The following is a 17,224-nucleotide window of genomic DNA, read 5'->3' as shown; positions in this document are numbered from 1 at the left end:
GCAAGCCTAAAACAATAACGAACTGGGGTATGGGTAGTGAAAAAGATAATAGTAATTGCAATATTATTCATTACAATTGCTAGTGTAGTTTTTGGTTTTAAGGTATTTAAGGGAAAAGATTTTAAGAAAGAAAAGTCTTTTGAGATCAATAATATAAAAGAAATAGAAGTAGACAATGAAAACTGGGATATTGAATTTAGAAGTACAGACGCTAATAAAATAGTAATTTCCGCTCAAGGTGAACGTTTAGATAAAGAGGTAGATCCTGTCGAAATAGAACAGGCAGGGAATAAAGTTATAGTTAAGCAAAAACAAAAGTCGACCAAATTCTTTAATGGTTTTACGTTTAGGAAGAAAAATAGTATATGTATAGCTATTCCGAAGAAAGAAATAGATGAAATTGTATTAAATAATAAATCGGGTGATGTGAAAATAAGCGATATAGAAGTGAAAAATATCGTGACAAAAAGTAAGTCTGGAGATGAAATGGTTGTAGGACTATCAGCCGAGAAAGGTGAATTCATATCGAAAAGTGGAGAGTTAGCTGTAAAAGATAGTTCAGTACAAGAGTTAAACATAAAGTCTACGACTGGCGATAACTATATAACAAATGTAAACAACTTAAATATGAACATCACTTCAACATCTGGGGAAGTATTACTGAAAGATATGACAGAAGGAAAATCATTATTTATAGAAACAAAATCAGCGGATATTGGCGTACGGTATAAAGGTGTCCCGGCATCATTGAAGCTTATGGCTAAAAGTAATTCGGCTGACGTAATAGTGGATTTAAAAGGACTTAAGAAAGATAAAAATACAGAAAAAATAAAAGTAGGAACGGTTGGTGATGCGAAAAATAAAGTGGAGATTTTAAGTGAAACAGGGGTAATTTATATCGATTAAAATGTAAATGAAAGGAGGACTATTATGCTACGTCTTATGAAGTTAGAACTGAAGAAGTTTAAGATTGGATGGTATGTGAGGGGAGCGATTATTGCAAATATCGCTATACTGGCATTACTGATCTTTACGAGCATCGTTTCTCAAATAGAAGGAGAACCAGAAATGAGAGATCCACAGATGGTTTTGTTAATGGCTAGTACATTAGTAAGAGCAACATTTATTATTTTTGGTAGTGTGTTAATCGCAAGGTTAATCATTAGTGAATATAAAAACAAAACAATACTACTTATGTTTTCTTATCCAATTAACCGAAAAAAAATGCTGGTTAGTAAGTTGGTTATTACAGCAACATTAACATTTATAACAGTTATTTTATCTAATATTTTAGTAGTAGGAATGTTCTTTGGGATAGATAGCTATTTTTCAATTCTTCCTAATTCATTCACAGTAGATCAATTGACACGAGAAGGGATAAACCTTGTCCCTTTAGCTATTGCTACTGCGGGAATAAGTTTAATCCCATTATATTTTGGAATGCGTAAACGTTCGGTGCCGACTACAATTGTTTCATCTCTTATCGTTGTATCCATTGCAATTAATAATACTCCGATGTTTTCTACAGCAACTTTTCTTCCCCTTCAACTAGCACTTGCTGTAATTGGAGTTGCGATTGCATATTACGGAATTAAAAATATAGAGAAGGAAGATGTAACTGTATGACAAGAATACGAAAAATAGTTTCACATGAAACAAGTTACAGAAAAAGACAAGATGTGTAAACACCTTGTCTTTTTTTGTTGTTACATTTTAGGAGCAACCATTCCAGCTGCAGCCCATTCTTCTTTTGCAGGACCATATACGCCAGGGACTGTTAAGCCGGCTTGTCGCATTAAAACCGTCATTTGCCCGCGGTGATGATTTTGATGATTAATAAGTGTCATTAAAAATATAGAATTCGGCATAGGGCGGCCGAAGAAGTCATTAATAGTAGTTAAGTCTTTATCAGTCCATTCGCTTTGAAGTGCTTCAACAAAAGCCGCATTCACTTTACGATACCTATCTGCAATTGTTTTAGCTGAAGTTGGTACAGGATAATCTTTCGTTTCTCCTTCAAATTTAAGTCCCGTACCAGATAGTATAACTGGTATTGCCGTCACGATATGCCAAGAGACTCTGCCTAACGTCCAGTGCCCAGGTGCAATTTCTTGTGATAAAGACTCATCGGTTAATGCATCGAGTATCTTTTGAGTAGACTCAGCCTCGTATGTCCATGATTGCAAGAAACCTTCAATAGTTTGATACATATTTATCCCCCCTAGTTATGTTCATAGGTTAAATTCGTGAAAAAAAGATAGTTTCCTTTGGGCTTATGAAAATGAATAAAAAAAGAGGCTTCTCACATAAGAAGCCTCTTTTTTTAATTAATCTTCTTTCCACTCTTCCTTATTAACCATAGGAAATAAGTTGATCCAAGTACAGCAACGTTCAAATCTGTGTTAACAATAAAGGGGTGAATAATCGCTGAGCCGGGAGTTGAAATACCGATTCCTATTAAAGTAAGGGATGTTGAGCTAAACTCTAATTTTCATGAAAAGAAAAGTAAAATTCCAACTGCAAGTAATCCACCAATGAATATACCAATTGGATTGAAATTTATATGTATATGCAGAATGGAGAAAAAGAATTTCGTTTGAGCAAGAAGGCGAAAGTACAAGCAAAAGGAGAGCAAATTGCATGTAATAATTACTAGAATGTATGGAATAAATCTGCGTTTATCCCCACTAGACAAAGTATGTCTTTGTTATTTAGATAGTTGTTTTCTAACTCGTTGATTGTACTTAAAAGATCGAATGTAAAGGAAGTGATCAACATGTCTTCATGGCTCAATAATACAAATGGATATTGTAGTTGTAATAATCAAAATGGTGTACATGTTGATTCATGCTGTTTTAGTTGTGATGGGACAGTACCTAAGGTTGGTCCAACCGGTCCGACGGGGGCAACAGGATCAACGGGAGCGACAGGCCCAACAGGAGCAACAGGTGACATAGGTCCAACGGGATCAACGGGATCAACGGGAGCAACAGGATCAACAGGGTCAACAGGCGCGACAGGGGTAACAGGGTCAACGGGGGCAACCGGATCAACGGGATCAACGGGAGCAACAGGAGCAACAGGAGCAACAGGAGCAACAGGATCAACAGGGTCAACAGGTCCAACGGGAGCGACGGGAGTAACAGGAGCGACAGGGTCAACAGGTCCAACGGGAGCGACGGGAGTAACAGGAGCGACAGGGTCAACAGGTCCAACGGGAGCGACGGGAGTAACAGGATCAACAGGTCCAACGGGAGCGACGGGAGTAACAGGATCAACAGGTCCAACGGGAGCGACGGGAGTAACAGGATCAACAGGTCCAACGGGAGCGACGGGAGTAACAGGAGCGACAGGGTCAACAGGTCCAACGGGAGCGACGGGAGTAACAGGGTCAACAGGCCCAACGGGAGCGACAGGGTCAACAGGCCCAACGGGAGCGACGGGAGTAACAGGATCAACAGGTCCAACAGGAGCGACGGGAATAACGGGAGCAACAGGAATAACGGGTCCAACAGGAGCAACAGGTTCAACGGGTTCAACAGGAGCGACCGGTCCAACGGGAGTAACAGGTACAAGTATCACGGCGACGTATGCATTTGCAAATAATACGTCGGGAACAGCAATATCGGTACTTCTTGGTGGAACGAATGTCCCGCTTCCAAATAATCAAAACATCGGTCCAGGAATTACTGTTTCTGGTGGAAATACAGTATTTACGGTTGCAAATGCTGGGAATTATTATATTTCATATACGATTAATATAACGGCTTCATTGTTAGTCAGTTCTCGTATTACAATTAATGGAGCACCACTTGCTGGAACGATCAATTCTCCTGCGTTAGCAACTACATCATTTAGCGCAACAATTATTACAACTCTTGCAGCAGGAGATGCTATTAGTTTGCAACTATTTGGTTTGTTAGCTGTTGCAACATTATCAACAACTACACCAGGAGCTGTGTTAACGATAATAAGATTAAGCTAAATAATAACTCTCTTATTTTTTTATAGATTAGGAGAGTTTGTACATATAATAAGAAGTTAATGAAGTAAAGCATAGTTATATAAAAGTCAGAATATTATGATTGTAACGTTATGGTGACTATAATATAATGAAAACAACCTCATGAATGAACATTCATTTATTTTTATGTATTTGAAGGGGGAATGAAGGTGGAAAAACCATGGTTGAAAAATTATCCAGAGGAAATTCCAAGTACAATTTCTTATGATATTCAGCCGCTTCATAAATATGTAGAACAGATGGCTTCTCGCTACCCAGAAAAGAAAGCGCTTCACTTTTTAGGGAAGGATATTACATTTTCAGACTTTCATGATAAGGTGAAGAGATTTGCAAATTATCTTCAAAAGCTCGGTGTGGAAAAGGGTGATCGAGTTGCTATTATGTTGCCGAATTGTCCGCAAGCTGTAATCGGTTATTACGGTACATTACTTGCGGGAGGTATCGTAGTCCAAACAAATCCACTATATACAGAAAGAGAATTAGAATATCAACTTCATGACTCGGGAGCAAAAGTAATTCTTTGCCTCGATTTAGTGTTCCCAAGAGTAACGAATGTTCAATCTGCTACAAAAATTGAGCATATTATCGTAACTCGTATTGCGGACTTTTTGCCCTTCCCTAAAAATCTATTGTATCCATTTGTGCAGAAAAAACAGTCAAATTTAGTTGTGAAAGTATCAGAGAGTGAAACGATTCACCTTTGGAACTCAGTAGAAAAAGAAGTGAATACAGGTGTTGAGGTGCCTTGTGATCCTGAAAATGATCTAGCTCTTTTACAGTACACAGGAGGAACAACTGGATTTCCGAAAGGCGTTATGTTAACGCATAAAAACCTCGTTTCTAACACTTTGATGGGAGTTCAATGGTTATATAATTGCAAAGAAGGAGAAGAAGTCGTTCTTGGGGTTCTTCCATTTTTCCACGTGTATGGCATGACGGCTGTCATGAATTTAAGTATTATGCAAGGATACAAAATGGTTCTTATTCCAAAATTTGATATGAAGATGGTTTTTGAAGCGATTAAGAAGCATAAAGTGACATTGTTTCCAGGAGCACCAACTATTTATATCGCTCTTTTAAATAGCCCGCTTTTAAAACAATACGATATTTCGTCTATTCGTGCTTGTATTAGTGGATCAGCACCACTGCCAGTAGAAGTACAGGAAAAGTTCGAAACAGTTACAGGGGGTAAATTAGTAGAGGGATATGGTTTAACAGAATCATCTCCAGTTACACATAGTAATTTTTTATGGGAAAAGCGAGTGCCAGGTAGCATTGGAGTTCCGTGGCCAGATACAGAAGCAATGATTATGTCGCTTGAAACTGGCGAGGCATTACCACCGGGAGAAATTGGTGAAATTGTAGTAAAAGGCCCTCAAATTATGAAAGGATATTGGAATAAGCCAGAAGAAACAGCAGCTGTACTGCAAGATGGATGGCTCCATACAGGGGACGTTGGCTACATGGATGAAGATGGCTTCTTCTATGTGAAAGATCGTAAGAAAGATATGATTGTTGCGAGTGGATTTAATGTGTATCCTCGTGAAGTAGAAGAGGTATTATATGAGCATGAAAAGGTGCAAGAAGTAGTGACAATTGGAGTTCCTGATCCGTATAGGGGAGAGACAGTTAAAGCGTTTGTTGTGTTAAAAGAAGGTACGGAGTGTTCTGAGGAAGAATTAAATCAGTTTGCTCGTAAATATTTAGCGGCCTATAAAGTTCCGAAAGTATATGAGTTTAGAGATGAACTGCCGAAAACGACAGTTGGGAAAATTTTGCGCCGTGTCCTAATTGAGGAAGAGAAAAGAAAGAATGAGGATGAGCAAACGGGCTAAGGCCCTTTCTTTTTGAAAAAATGGGATTGACACTTTTCTAAATAGTCAGTATTATAAGAATATGAATGACTATTCATTCAGTCATCTTCTTGAAGGGGACAGTAAAGTGAAGAAAAATAGACCGAAATACAATCAAATTATTGATGCGGCAGTCATTGTGATTGCGGAGAATGGGTACCACCAAGCGCAAGTTTCTAAAATAGCAAAGCAAGCTGGGGTAGCTGATGGCACGATTTATTTATATTTTAAAAATAAAGAAGATATATTAATATCCTTATTTCAAGAGAAGATGGGAGAATTTGTCGAAACAATTCGTCAAAAAACAGCAGGAATTGAAAGCGCTGTATCGAAGTTATTCATGTTGGTAGAAACGCACTTCTTGCTGTTGTCGCAAAATGATCCTCTTGCTATCGTTACGCAATTAGAGCTAAGACAGTCCAATCAAGACTTACGCCTGAAAATAAATGAAGTATTAAAAGGCTACTTACAAGTTATTGATGAGATTTTAGAGACAGGTATAAAGCAAGGTGAATTCCAAGCGGATTTAAATGTTCGCGTGGCAAGACAAATGATCTTTGGAACAGTAGATGAAGTTGTGACCAATTGGGTAATGAGCGATCATAAGTATGATCTGGTCGCACTTTCAAAAACGGTACATGGGCTACTTATTGCAGCTTGTGGTTATCGTCAATAATGGGAGGGATCATGTTGAAATTCCTATCTGTAAGAGTTGAAGATCATATCGCGGTGGCTACGTTAAATCATGCGCCAGCTAACGCGATGTCTTCACAAGTTATGCATGACGTTACTGAATTAATTGATCAAGTGGAGAAGGATGATAACATTCGTGTTGTTGTTATTCACGGTGAAGGGCGCTTCTTCTCGGCGGGAGCAGATATTAAAGAATTTACATCTGTTACTGAAGCGAAGCAAGCGACTGAATTAGCGCAGCTTGGACAAGTTACGTTTGAGCGCGTTGAAAAATGTTCAAAACCAGTTATCGCGGCAATTCATGGAGCGGCACTTGGCGGCGGCCTTGAGTTTGCTATGTCTTGCCACATGCGCTTTGCAACTGAAAGTGCAAAACTTGGTTTACCTGAATTAACACTTGGATTAATTCCTGGATTTGCAGGTACACAGCGATTACCGCGTTATGTTGGGAAAGCGAAAGCTTGTGAAATGATGTTAACAAGTACACCGATTACTGGTGCAGAAGCATTAAAATGGGGACTAGTTAACGGAGTTTTTGCTGAAGAAACATTTTTAGATGATACGCTTAAAGTTGCAAAACAGATTGCTGGAAAAAGCCCAGCGACGACTCGTGCTGTACTAGAGTTATTGCAAACGACGAAATCGTCTCATTATTATGAAGGTGTACAACGCGAAGCTCAAATCTTTGGTGAAGTATTTACGAGTGAAGATGGAAGAGAAGGTGTAGCGGCGTTTTTAGAAAAACGTAAGCCTTCATTTAGCGGCAGGTAGTTCAATTATTTTTTTAATATAAATTAACAGAAAATTAGAATTGATAGAATCTTTCTGAAAAACAAGGGGGTAAATGGAATGAACATCTACGTACTCATGAAACGAACATTTGATACAGAAGAAAAAATCGTAATTAAAAACGGTGCAATTTACGATGGCGAAGCGGAATTCATCATCAACCCTTACGATGAATATGCAATTGAAGAAGCAATTCAAGTAAGAGACGCACAAGGTGGAGAAGTTACTGTCGTAACAGTTGGTGGCGAAGATAGTGAGAAAGAACTTCGTACGGCGTTAGCGATGGGCTGCGATAAAGCGGTATTAATTAATATTGAAGATGATGTAGAAAATGGTGACCAGTTCACGACAGCAAAAGTGCTTGCTGAATATTTAAAAGATAAAGATGCAGATTTAATTTTAGGCGGAAACGTTGCAATTGATGGTGCATCTGGACAGGTTGGTCCGCGTGTAGCTGAAGCATTAAATATTCCGTACGTAACGACAATTACAAAACTTGAAATTGACGGTACAAACGTGAAGATTGAGCGCGATGTTGAAGGTGATACAGAAGTGATTGAAACTTCATTACCAGTTTTAGTAACAGCACAGCAAGGTTTAAATGAACCTCGTTATCCATCGCTTCCAGGTATTATGAAAGCGAAGAAAAAGCCACTAGAAGAATTAGAATTAGATGATTTAGATTTAGAAGAAGATGATGTGGAAGCAAAGACAAAAACAATTGAAATCTATTTGCCTCCTAAGAAAGATGCAGGAAAAGTGTTACAAGGCGAGCTGCAAGATCAAGTAAAAGAACTTGTATCGTTGCTCCATACAGAAGCGAAAGTAATCTAATAAAATACGAAATTATATATGCAGGAGGGAAAATCTATGGCTCGTAAAGTATTAGTAATGGGTGAAGTTCGTGATGGATCGCTACGTAACGTTTCGTTTGAAGCGGTAGCAGCAGCAAAAACAATTGCAGAAGGCGGTGAAGTAGTAGGTCTTCTAGTTGGAGACAGCGTTGCTTCTTTTGCAAATGAATTGATTCATTACGGTGCAGATCGCGTTGTGACAGTTGAAAATGATAAATTAAAATCATATACATCTGATGGCTATGCACAAGCATTTTTAGCTGTATATGCTGAAGAAAATCCAGAAGGTATTGTATTTGGACATACAGCACTTGGGAAAGATTTATCACCAAAATTAGCAGCGAAGCTTGAGGCTGGTCTAGTTTCTGACGTAACTGCTTTAGAAGTTGAAGGTGGAAATGTTATCTTTACTCGTCCAATTTACTCTGGTAAAGCGTTTGAGAAGAAGATTGTAACAGACGGCATCTTATTTGCGACAGTGCGTCCAAATAACATCGCAACGCTTGAAAAAGATGAGTCTCGCAGTGGTGACGTGTCTTCTATTACAGTAGATGTGAAAGACTTACGTACAATCATTCAAGATGTCGTCCGTAAGACGGCAGAAGGCGTTGATCTTTCTGAAGCAAAAGTTATTATCGCTGGCGGACGCGGTGTGAAGAGCGAAGAAGGATTCAAACCATTAAAAGAGTTAGCTGACGTATTAGGCGGCGCTGTTGGAGCATCTCGTGGTGCTTGTGACGCTGAGTATTGCGATTACTCATTACAAATTGGTCAAACTGGTAAAGTTGTTACGCCAGACCTATACATTGCATGCGGTATTTCTGGAGCGATTCAGCATTTAGCTGGTATGTCTAACTCAAAAATAATCGTTGCGATTAATAAAGACCCAGAAGCAAGTATATTCAAAGTAGCTGACTACGGTATTGTTGGCGATCTATTTGAAGTCGTACCTCTTTTAACAGAAGAGTTTAAAAAGTTAAAAGTACATTCATGATTTGAGTACCCTTGAGTTCCAAGTGAAGTACCCCTATATATAGAAAAAGGTGAGAGATCCCCTGTCTCTCATCTTTTTAGTATTTAATCCGTATTTTTATATAGTATAAAGGAACACTTTTTTGTTACAATACATAACGATACATATTATTCGCCACGTATATAAGTTAATGATATACTCTTGGTAGAATATACTTGAAGGAGGAAATAAAATGGCAATTGTAAACGCAAATGACCAAAGCTTCGCAGCAGAAACTAGCGAAGGTGTTGTATTATTAGATTTCTGGGCACCTTGGTGTGGACCTTGTAAAATGATCGCTCCTGTATTAGAGGAAATTGATGCAGAACTAGGCGAAAAAGTAAAAGTAGTAAAAGTAGACGTGGATGAAAACCAAGAAACTGCTCGTCAATTCGAAGTAATGAGCATTCCAGCTCTTTTCGTATTAAAAGACGGTAAAGTAGTTGATCAAGCGTTAGGTTACAAACCGAAAGAAGCGTTAGTAGAATTAGTTTCTAAACACTTCTAAAATAAAAAAGGCTACCATTTGGTAGCCTTTTTTATTTTCCTTTTTTACACCTTTCCGTTACAATGAAAGAACGTATGTTGGGTATTTTGGCATAGTATGTTTTCATGTGAAAATAAAAATGCTAAGCATGTAGAAATGGAGGGTAACGAGTGCACGAACATTTAAAAGAGAAGTTGGCTATTTTACCAGATCAACCTGGTTGTTATTTAATGAAAGATAAGCAAGGAACGGTTATATATGTCGGAAAGGCAAAAGTGCTTAAAAATCGTGTGCGCTCGTACTTTACTGGTTCGCATGATGGAAAAACACTTCGGCTAGTAGGAGAAATTGTAGATTTTGAATATATTGTAACCTCCTCAAATCTAGAGGCGCTCATTTTGGAGTTAAACTTAATAAAAAAACATGACCCAAAATATAATATTCAATTAAAAGATGATAAAACATATCCTTTTATTAAAATTACAGCTGAGAAACAACCGCGATTACTTATTACGCGAAATGTAAAAAAGGATAAGGGAAAGTATTTTGGTCCTTATCCGAATGCACAATCAGCTCATGAAACGAAAAAACTGCTAGATCGTATGTACCCGCTTCGTAAGTGCTCAAATATGCCCGATAAAGTTTGTTTATATTATCATATGGGTCAATGTTTAGCACCTTGTGTGAAAGAAGTTACGGAAGAACAAAATAAAGAAATTGTAGATGAAATTATTAAGTTTTTAAATGGTGGACATAAAGAAGTTCGTTCGGAATTAGAAACAAAAATGTATGAAGCTTCAGAGAAACTAGAGTTTGAACGTGCAAAAGAGTTACGTGATCAAATCGCTCATATCGATGCGATTATGGAAAAACAAAAGATGATTATGAGTGATTTAGTGGACCGTGATGTGTTTGGCTATGCAGTTGATAAAGGGTGGATGTGTGTTCAAGTTTTCTTCGTTCGAAAAGGAAAGCTAATCGAACGTGATGTTTCTATGTTTCCAATCTACGATGAACCAGAAGAGGGGTTCTTAACGTTTATCGGTCAATTTTATGAAAACAGCAGTCATTTTAAGCCGAAGGAAATTGTCGTTCCAGGAAGTATAGACTCAGAATTAGTAGAACGCTTTTTAGAAGTGGAAGCGACACAGCCGAAACGCGGTAAGAAAAAAGATCTTGTAGAACTGGCAAATAAAAATGCGAAGATTGCCTTGGAAGAGAAATTCTATTTAATTGAACGTGATGAAGAGCGAACGATTAAAGCTGTAGAGAATTTAGGGAAGCAGCTCGGAATTGAAACGCCTTATCGTATTGAAGCGTTTGATAACTCAAATATTCAAGGGACAAATCCCGTTTCGGCAATGATTGCTTTTATTGATGGGAAACCAGCTAAGAAAGAATACAGGAAATATAAAATTAAAACAGTTCAAGGACCAGATGATTATGAGTCTATGAGAGAAGTTGTGAGACGCCGTTATACAAGGGCGCTGAAAGAGGGTTTACCTTTACCCGATTTAATCATTATTGATGGCGGAAAAGGCCATCTGGCGGCTGCAAGTGATGTTTTAGAAAATGAGCTCGGTTTATATATTCCGATGGCAGGTCTTGTAAAAGATGACAAACATAAAACATCTCATTTAATTATTGGAGATCCACCTGAACCTGTGATGCTTGAGAGAAATAGCCAAGAATTTTATTTATTGCAGCGTGTTCAAGATGAAGTACATCGATTTGCGATTACATTTCATCGTCAATTACACGGGAAATCTGTCATTCAATCAGCACTGGATGATATCCCTGGAATCGGTGATAAACGGAAAAAGGTATTGTTAAAACATTTTGGTTCATTAAAGAAGATGAAAGAAGCTTCTATAGAGGAATTTGTCGAAGCAGGTATGCCGAAAAATGTCGCAGAGACAATTTATAGTTATTTAGCGGATAAGAAGGCGTTGTAGTTTACAACGTCTTCTATTTTTTGGTATAATTTCTGAAGATTTAAAATAAATTCAAATGAATGAAAATGCAAAAAGTCAACTAAACTGATATGTCTAGTTGACTGTGGGTAATGCTACACTTCAATGAGATCTTTTATATCCCATTTTACAAGAAATGTAATAGAGTCTGAACGTTTTTTCTTTTCTTCGTAGGACTCTGCAACGACGTTTCGTTGCTTTTGAATTTGTTCAGCGATGAAGCCAGCTTCTAATTGATAAGAAGAATGTCTTTTTTGTTTTTGACGTTCAGCGATGAGTGTGCCTTTAAGTTGGAACTGCATTTCACGACGCTTATGTTCAATAATGCTTAAAGTGCCCCAGCCAGCTTTTTCAAAGAACTGAATGACTTCTTCAATTGTGTCTAGTGGATATTTTCTTGCAAGGTTTCTACCGGACCAGTATAAAATACCATCTAGATCGTTACCGATTAAATCAGGTAGTAATTCTTCACGTAGCAATTCGTAAGCGAAGGCGTTCAATGAAACATCTTCTAAAGATGTTGTATCGATTGTATTTTTACTCACAATATTCCCCTCTTTCTATAGGGATTATTATATAACATTTCTCATTTATAAAAACAGATTTTTCTTTGGGAAAATCTGAATATATAAGAAGAAAAAAAGAATTGGCAAATTATATGCAAATTATGTATACGTTTTCTTGACGCTTCGACAAAAATAGGAGTAAAATGAACTTGGTATCAAATTATGCTGAAATATTTCGAATAATTTTTTCAGTTTTTCTTATGCCAATAGTGAAAAAACATTATTGCCATAAACTAATCTGAAAACAGCAGTCAATCATTCAAGGGGGGTAATGGGGACATGAAAGGCCGCGAGTATACGTTTCGTAAGTGGCACTCATTAATGGGGGTCATCCCGGTTGGTGTCTTTTTGACGCAACATTTAATTGTAAACAACTTTGCAACACGAGGAGCAGAGGCTTTTAACAAAGCTGCAGGCTTTATGGAGCTCCTTCCATTCCGGTATGCGCTAGAAATTTTCATTATCTTTTTACCAATACTGTACCATGCTATATATGGCTTATATATTGCATTTACAGCTAAGAACAATGCGGTTTCTTACGGTTATTTCCGTAACTGGATGTTCGTCTTCCAAAGAATTTCAGGTATCGTTACACTGATTTTCATTTCTTGGCACGTCTGGGAAACTCGTATTCAAGCAGCGTTAGGTAAAGAGGTAAACTATGACATGATGGCAGATATTTTAAACAATCCAGCTATGTTTGCATTCTACTTAGTTGGTGTTGTTTCAACAATTTTCCACTTTGCAAATGGTCTATGGACATTCTGCATCAGCTGGGGAATTACAGTATCTCCACGTTCACAAAGAATCTCTACTTATGTAACATTAGCTATTTTCTTAGGTCTATCTTATGTAGGTGTGAGTGCATTATTAGCGTTCATCGATCCACAGCTAGCAAACCAGTAAGGAGTGGGAGAGCATGAAAGGGAAACTTATAGTAGTCGGCGGTGGCTTGGCTGGCTTAATGGCAACGATTAAAGCGGCGGAAGCAGGAGTAAATGTTGAACTGTTCTCTTTAGTACCAGTAAAACGTTCGCATTCTGTATGTGCCCAAGGTGGAATTAACGGTGCCGTAAATACGAAAGGTGAAGGGGATTCTCCATGGATCCACTTTGACGATACAATTTATGGTGGGGACTTCTTAGCGAACCAACCACCAGTTAAAGCAATGTGTGAAGCAGCACCTGGTATCATTCATTTAATGGACCGTATGGGTGTTATGTTCAACCGTACGGAAGAAGGACTTCTTGATTTCCGTCGTTTTGGTGGAACTCAACATCACCGTACAGCATTTGCTGGTGCAACAACTGGACAGCAATTACTATACGCATTAGATGAGCAAGTACGTCGTCACGAAGTAGCAGGACTTGTAACGAAATATGAAGGTTGGGATTTCTTACGAGCTGTTATTGATGATGAAGGTGTGTGCCGAGGAATCGTTGCACAAGACTTACAAACTATGGAGATTAGAAGTTTCCGAGCTGATGCCGTGATTATGGCAACAGGGGGCCCTGGTATCATTTTCGGAAAATCAACTAACTCTATTATTAATACAGGTACAGCAGCTTCTGCTGTATATCAACAAGGCGCATATTATGCAAACGGTGAGTTCATTCAAATTCACCCAACGGCAATTCCTGGAGACGATAAATTACGTCTGATGAGTGAATCTGCACGTGGTGAAGGTGGACGTGTTTGGACATATAAAGATGGTAAACCATGGTACTTCTTAGAAGAAAAATATCCGGCTTACGGAAACCTTGTACCTCGTGATATCGCAACGCGTGAAATCTTTGATGTTTGCGTAGAGCAAAAACTAGGTATTAACGGTGAAAACATGGTGTACTTAGATCTTTCTCATAAAGATCCGAAAGAACTAGATATTAAACTTGGTGGAATTATTGAAATCTATGAGAAATTTACAGGTGACGATCCTCGTAAACTACCAATGAAAATCTTCCCAGCTGTTCACTATTCAATGGGCGGGCTATGGGTTGATTATAAGCAGATGACAAGCATTCCAGGTTTATTTGCAGCAGGTGAGTGTGATTATTCTATGCACGGTGGTAACCGTCTTGGCGCGAACTCACTATTATCAGCAATTTACGGTGGTATGGTAGCAGGACCAAATGCAATTGAATATATGAAAGGTCTTTCTAAATCATCAGATGCTGTTTCATCTACTGTGTATGAACAAAATGAATTAATCGAAACAGAGAAATTTAACAATATTTTAACGCTCGATGGTAACGAAAATGCGTATGTTCTTCATAAAGAGCTTGGAGAATGGATGACAGATAACGTTACAGTAGTTCGTGAAAATAAAAAATTATTAGAAACAGATGCAAAAATTGAAGAGTTAATGGCTCGCTACAAACGTATTAACATTAACGATACAGCGAGATGGAGCAACCAAGGTGCTTCATTTACACGCCAACTTGCAAATATGTTTGAATTAGCACGTGTTATTACAATTGGCGCATATAACCGTAATGAGAGTCGTGGGGCGCATTACAAACCTGAATTCCCAAATCGTGATGATGCAAACTTCTTAAAAACTACGATGGCGAAATTTGAAGGAGAAGGAAATGCACCGGCATTCCATTACGAAGACGTGGATATTTCATTAATTAAACCACGTAAACGTGATTATTCTTCAAAACACGATGTAGCTGCTAAGAGTGAAGAGAAGGGGGATAAACAACATGTCTGAGAAAACAATCCGCCTCATCATTACGAGACAAGACGGACCAGATGCGCAAGCGTTTGACCAAGAGTTTGAAATTCCGTATCGTCCGAATATGAATATTATTTCGGCGCTTATGGAAATTCGTCGTAATCCTGTTGATTCAAAAGGAAACAAAACAACTCCGATTGCATGGGATATGAACTGTTTAGAGGAAGTATGTGGTGCATGTTCGATGGTGATTAATGGAAAACCACGTCAATCATGTACAGCGCTTATCGATCAATTAGAACAACCAATTCGCTTAAAACCGATGAAGACATTCCCGGTTGTTCGTGACTTACAAGTTGACCGTAGTCGCATGTTTAATGCTCTAAAACGTGTTAAAGCTTGGATTCCAATTGATGGTACGTATGACTTAGGACCAGGACCAAGAATGCCAGAGAAGAAACGTCAATGGGCTTATGAGCTTTCAAAATGTATGACATGTGGTGTTTGCTTAGAATCATGTCCAAACGTAAATAGTAAATCGGACTTTATTGGACCAGCACCGTTATCACAAGCTCGTTTATTTAACTCACATCCAACGGGTGAAATGCATAAAGCAGATCGCTTACGTGCAATTATGGGTGATGGAGGACTTGCAAACTGTGGTAACTCTCAAAACTGTGTGCAATCATGTCCAAAGGGTATTCCATTAACAACTTCAATTGCGGCGTTAAACCGTGATACAACAATTCAATCGTTCAAAGATTTCTTTGGTAGCGACAATAACTATTAAAAAATATTGCCTCTTCATTTCGAAGGGGCAATATTTATAACTATATTTTTCTGTTTATTCTGTTTATTTCAAAGTGAAAAGGAGAGGGAACAATGAAGAGGATTTCTTATATTGAAGACTTTGAGCAATGGGAAAGTGGTTTTTCGTTTTACAATCCTGTAAAGGTTCGTTTTGGTGAAGTAGATATGTTTGGACATGTAAATAATGTCGTTGCCTTCACCTATTTTGAAGAAGCGCGTATCGCATTGTTTAAAGAACTTGGATTTATGCAAGAATGGACGCATGAATCTTCAGAAACGATGATTGTTGTTGCGGATTTACAATGTAATTTTATTAAACAAATATATTTTGATGAACAGTTGAAGGTGTATGTAAAAGCGGGATCAGTTGGAAATTCTTCATTAGATTTGCATTATATGGTGAAGAATGCAGAAGGAGAGGTTTGTTTAGTTGGTCGTGGAATGATGGTCCAAGCGTCGAAAAAAACGGGAAGAGGCGAACCGTGGCCTGAAGAGTGGAAGGAAAAATTAATACAATGATAGAATGAAAGAAAAATAAGAGAGCAAATTGCTCTCTTATTTTTTGTCTTCCAGCGCCTCTTCTAATGTTAAATGATGTTTATATATGTATGTAGCGTATGGATTTCCAACGTAGCGCAAATGCCACGGTTCATATGAGTATTCTGTTGTTTCTGTTTTATCTTCTAAATAACGAATGACAAAGCCAAATTCATGAGCATGTTTTGCAATCCATTTACCTTCGTTTGTCTCTCCAAAAATAGGCTCTAATTGGAATTTAGCAGATTTTGAACTAATATCCATTGCTAAACCAGTTTGATGTTCACTCGTACCGGGAATGGCACTTACTGAATCCGCCTCAGCTTTTCCTTGGCGTCTAACGTATGTATCATGTAATGATTTTTGGCGTTTGTATGAACGATAACCAGATACAGCTGTAAGTTCAAGTCCTTCTTTCTTTGCCGCTTCAAACATACTTTCAAGCGCATCTGCAGCATCTTTGCGCAGCAATGTTTTTTCTTTATCTTTTGGACTAGTAAATGGTACGTTTGGTCTCGTTAAGTCTTCAGGTGTGTATCCGTCTGGTAGTTTTCGATGTTTATTAACTAATACAAGATTAGACTCTGGATTTGTTACAACGGAAAAATCATTGTCTAGCTTCTTTGCATTATCATCAGCTTTTGGAAAAGCAGGAATCTCTTCTTTTTGGTGGTTACTATGCTGTTGACTTTCGACAGCTTTCGCATTATTTTGTAGTGGTGATTTAGAACTAAAGTAAGCGAAAGAAGTGATACCGATTACAATAGTAGTGGCAGAAATAATAATTATCTTTTTCATGATGCCTTGTAATCACAGTCCTTTCTTAATAAAATGTGTATCGTTTCTTATTATAAGTCTAGTTTAATGAAAAAGAAATATAAGAGTCGTAACGTAATAGAAATGCAAAGAAAATGTCAGAAAATGTGTGAAATTGTAGTATTTTTTTATA

At 37.9% G+C, this 17,224-nt stretch carries 17 protein-coding genes and 1 pseudogene; 14 read left to right on the top strand and 4 right to left on the bottom strand.

The genetic code is table 11. From position 1 onward, the window contains the following. Window positions 1-36 precede the first annotated feature (36 nt). Both ACTFSI_RS05095 and ACTFSI_RS05090 read left to right on the top strand, forming a co-directional pair. On the top strand, window positions 37-906 hold the full coding sequence (locus ACTFSI_RS05095; RefSeq protein ID WP_000720996.1) for a DUF4097 family beta strand repeat-containing protein: 870 nt from the start codon (window positions 37-39) through the stop codon (window positions 904-906). 24 nt (window positions 907-930) lie between these two features. Further along, window positions 931-1,626 carry an ABC transporter permease gene (locus tag ACTFSI_RS05090; RefSeq protein ID WP_000945184.1) on the top strand — a complete coding sequence of 232 codons (696 nt, stop codon included), beginning with the start codon at window positions 931-933 and terminating at the stop codon, window positions 1,624-1,626. Between the two features lie 80 nt (window positions 1,627-1,706). Here ACTFSI_RS05090 and ACTFSI_RS05085 read toward each other — a convergent pair whose 3' ends face one another. Continuing rightward, a complete protein-coding gene (locus tag ACTFSI_RS05085; protein ID WP_044790614.1) occupies window positions 1,707-2,210 on the bottom strand; it encodes a DinB family protein in 504 nt (167 codons plus the stop codon). 155 nt (window positions 2,211-2,365) lie between these two features. Continuing rightward, window positions 2,366-2,557 (bottom strand): annotated as a pseudogene (locus ACTFSI_RS05080) (hypothetical protein); the annotation flags it as partial. Window positions 2,558-2,776: 219 nt separating this feature from the next. Between ACTFSI_RS05080 and ACTFSI_RS05075 the strand changes: the two are divergent. From ACTFSI_RS05075 to uvrC, 8 genes are all read left to right on the top strand, one after another. Continuing rightward, window positions 2,777-3,985, top strand: a complete 1,209-nt coding sequence (locus ACTFSI_RS05075) for a BclA C-terminal domain-containing protein (protein ID WP_138321042.1) — start codon at window positions 2,777-2,779, stop codon at window positions 3,983-3,985. 188 nt (window positions 3,986-4,173) lie between these two features. Further along, a complete protein-coding gene (locus ACTFSI_RS05070; RefSeq protein WP_138321044.1) occupies window positions 4,174-5,859 on the top strand; it encodes a long-chain-fatty-acid--CoA ligase in 1,686 nt (561 codons plus the stop codon). A gap of 106 nt (window positions 5,860-5,965) precedes the next feature. After that, window positions 5,966-6,553, top strand: coding sequence for a TetR/AcrR family transcriptional regulator (locus tag ACTFSI_RS05065; RefSeq protein WP_000742222.1), 588 nt, complete (start codon window positions 5,966-5,968; stop codon window positions 6,551-6,553). Between the two features lie 11 nt (window positions 6,554-6,564). Next, a complete protein-coding gene (locus ACTFSI_RS05060; RefSeq protein WP_000911295.1) occupies window positions 6,565-7,341 on the top strand; it encodes an enoyl-CoA hydratase in 777 nt (258 codons plus the stop codon). Between the two features lie 78 nt (window positions 7,342-7,419). Continuing rightward, window positions 7,420-8,193 (top strand): electron transfer flavoprotein subunit beta, encoded by a 774-nt coding sequence (gene etfB / locus ACTFSI_RS05055; protein ID WP_001029030.1) that lies wholly within the window; start codon window positions 7,420-7,422, stop codon window positions 8,191-8,193. A gap of 36 nt (window positions 8,194-8,229) precedes the next feature. Beyond that, on the top strand, window positions 8,230-9,207 hold the full coding sequence (gene etfA / locus ACTFSI_RS05050) for an electron transfer flavoprotein subunit alpha (protein WP_000101965.1): 978 nt from the start codon (window positions 8,230-8,232) through the stop codon (window positions 9,205-9,207). 211 nt (window positions 9,208-9,418) lie between these two features. Next, window positions 9,419-9,733, top strand: a complete 315-nt coding sequence (trxA, locus tag ACTFSI_RS05045) for a thioredoxin (RefSeq protein WP_001018943.1) — start codon at window positions 9,419-9,421, stop codon at window positions 9,731-9,733. Between the two features lie 149 nt (window positions 9,734-9,882). Continuing rightward, on the top strand, window positions 9,883-11,667 hold the full coding sequence (uvrC, locus tag ACTFSI_RS05040) for an excinuclease ABC subunit C (protein WP_000544274.1): 1,785 nt from the start codon (window positions 9,883-9,885) through the stop codon (window positions 11,665-11,667). Window positions 11,668-11,780: 113 nt separating this feature from the next. Here uvrC and ACTFSI_RS05035 read toward each other — a convergent pair whose 3' ends face one another. Beyond that, a complete protein-coding gene (locus tag ACTFSI_RS05035) occupies window positions 11,781-12,230 on the bottom strand; it encodes a YslB family protein (RefSeq protein ID WP_000042220.1) in 450 nt (149 codons plus the stop codon). 300 nt (window positions 12,231-12,530) lie between these two features. Between ACTFSI_RS05035 and sdhC the strand changes: the two genes are divergently transcribed. The 4 genes from sdhC (at window position 12,531) to ACTFSI_RS05015 (ending at window position 16,257) form a co-directional block, all read left to right on the top strand. Next, on the top strand, window positions 12,531-13,157 hold the full coding sequence (gene sdhC, locus ACTFSI_RS05030) for a succinate dehydrogenase cytochrome B558 (RefSeq protein WP_000678352.1): 627 nt from the start codon (window positions 12,531-12,533) through the stop codon (window positions 13,155-13,157). A gap of 13 nt (window positions 13,158-13,170) precedes the next feature. Beyond that, window positions 13,171-14,964 carry a succinate dehydrogenase flavoprotein subunit gene (gene sdhA, locus ACTFSI_RS05025; protein ID WP_000676735.1) on the top strand — a complete coding sequence of 598 codons (1,794 nt, stop codon included), beginning with the start codon at window positions 13,171-13,173 and terminating at the stop codon, window positions 14,962-14,964. Continuing rightward, window positions 14,957-15,718, top strand: coding sequence for a succinate dehydrogenase iron-sulfur subunit (sdhB, locus tag ACTFSI_RS05020; protein WP_001291826.1), 762 nt, complete (start codon window positions 14,957-14,959; stop codon window positions 15,716-15,718). The genes sdhA and sdhB overlap by 8 nt, the downstream gene beginning before the upstream one ends. Before the next feature lie 92 nt (window positions 15,719-15,810). Next, complete coding sequence (locus ACTFSI_RS05015) at window positions 15,811-16,257, top strand: acyl-CoA thioesterase (protein ID WP_000822738.1); 447 nt, start codon at window positions 15,811-15,813, stop codon at window positions 16,255-16,257. 36 nt (window positions 16,258-16,293) lie between these two features. Here the strand turns inward: ACTFSI_RS05015 and ACTFSI_RS05010 are convergent, their stop codons facing one another. Then, entirely contained in the window at window positions 16,294-17,073 is a 780-nt protein-coding gene (locus ACTFSI_RS05010) for a M15 family metallopeptidase (protein WP_138321046.1), read from the bottom strand. Between the last annotated feature and the right edge of the window lie 151 nt (window positions 17,074-17,224).

The sequence above is a fragment of the Bacillus cereus group sp. MYBK101-2 genome (assembly GCF_051918845.1).
Classification (GTDB): domain Bacteria; phylum Bacillota; class Bacilli; order Bacillales; family Bacillaceae_G; genus Bacillus_A; species Bacillus_A paranthracis.
Note: the sequence above shows the minus strand (reverse complement) of the source record. Positions and strands in the feature narration are given on the sequence as shown.

Bases quoted from the DNA above. Each gene is read 5' to 3' on its own strand.
- ACTFSI_RS05090 (WP_000945184.1), top strand. From the start codon at position 931: ATGCTACGTCTTATGAAGTTAGAACTGAAGAAGTTTAAGATTGGATGG.
- ACTFSI_RS05085 (WP_044790614.1), bottom strand. From the start codon at position 2,210: ATGTATCAAACTATTGAAGGTTTCTTGCAATCATGGACATACGAGGCT.
- ACTFSI_RS05075 (WP_138321042.1), top strand. From the start codon at position 2,777: ATGTCTTCATGGCTCAATAATACAAATGGATATTGTAGTTGTAATAAT.
- ACTFSI_RS05060 (WP_000911295.1), top strand. From the start codon at position 6,565: ATGTTGAAATTCCTATCTGTAAGAGTTGAAGATCATATCGCGGTGGCT.
- etfB (WP_001029030.1), top strand. From the start codon at position 7,420: ATGAACATCTACGTACTCATGAAACGAACATTTGATACAGAAGAAAAA.
- etfA (WP_000101965.1), top strand. From the start codon at position 8,230: ATGGCTCGTAAAGTATTAGTAATGGGTGAAGTTCGTGATGGATCGCTA.
- trxA (WP_001018943.1), top strand. From the start codon at position 9,419: ATGGCAATTGTAAACGCAAATGACCAAAGCTTCGCAGCAGAAACTAGC.
- sdhC (WP_000678352.1), top strand. From the start codon at position 12,531: ATGAAAGGCCGCGAGTATACGTTTCGTAAGTGGCACTCATTAATGGGG.
- sdhA (WP_000676735.1), top strand. From the start codon at position 13,171: ATGAAAGGGAAACTTATAGTAGTCGGCGGTGGCTTGGCTGGCTTAATG.
- sdhB (WP_001291826.1), top strand. From the start codon at position 14,957: ATGTCTGAGAAAACAATCCGCCTCATCATTACGAGACAAGACGGACCA.
- ACTFSI_RS05015 (WP_000822738.1), top strand. From the start codon at position 15,811: ATGAAGAGGATTTCTTATATTGAAGACTTTGAGCAATGGGAAAGTGGT.
- ACTFSI_RS05010 (WP_138321046.1), bottom strand. From the start codon at position 17,073: ATGAAAAAGATAATTATTATTTCTGCCACTACTATTGTAATCGGTATC.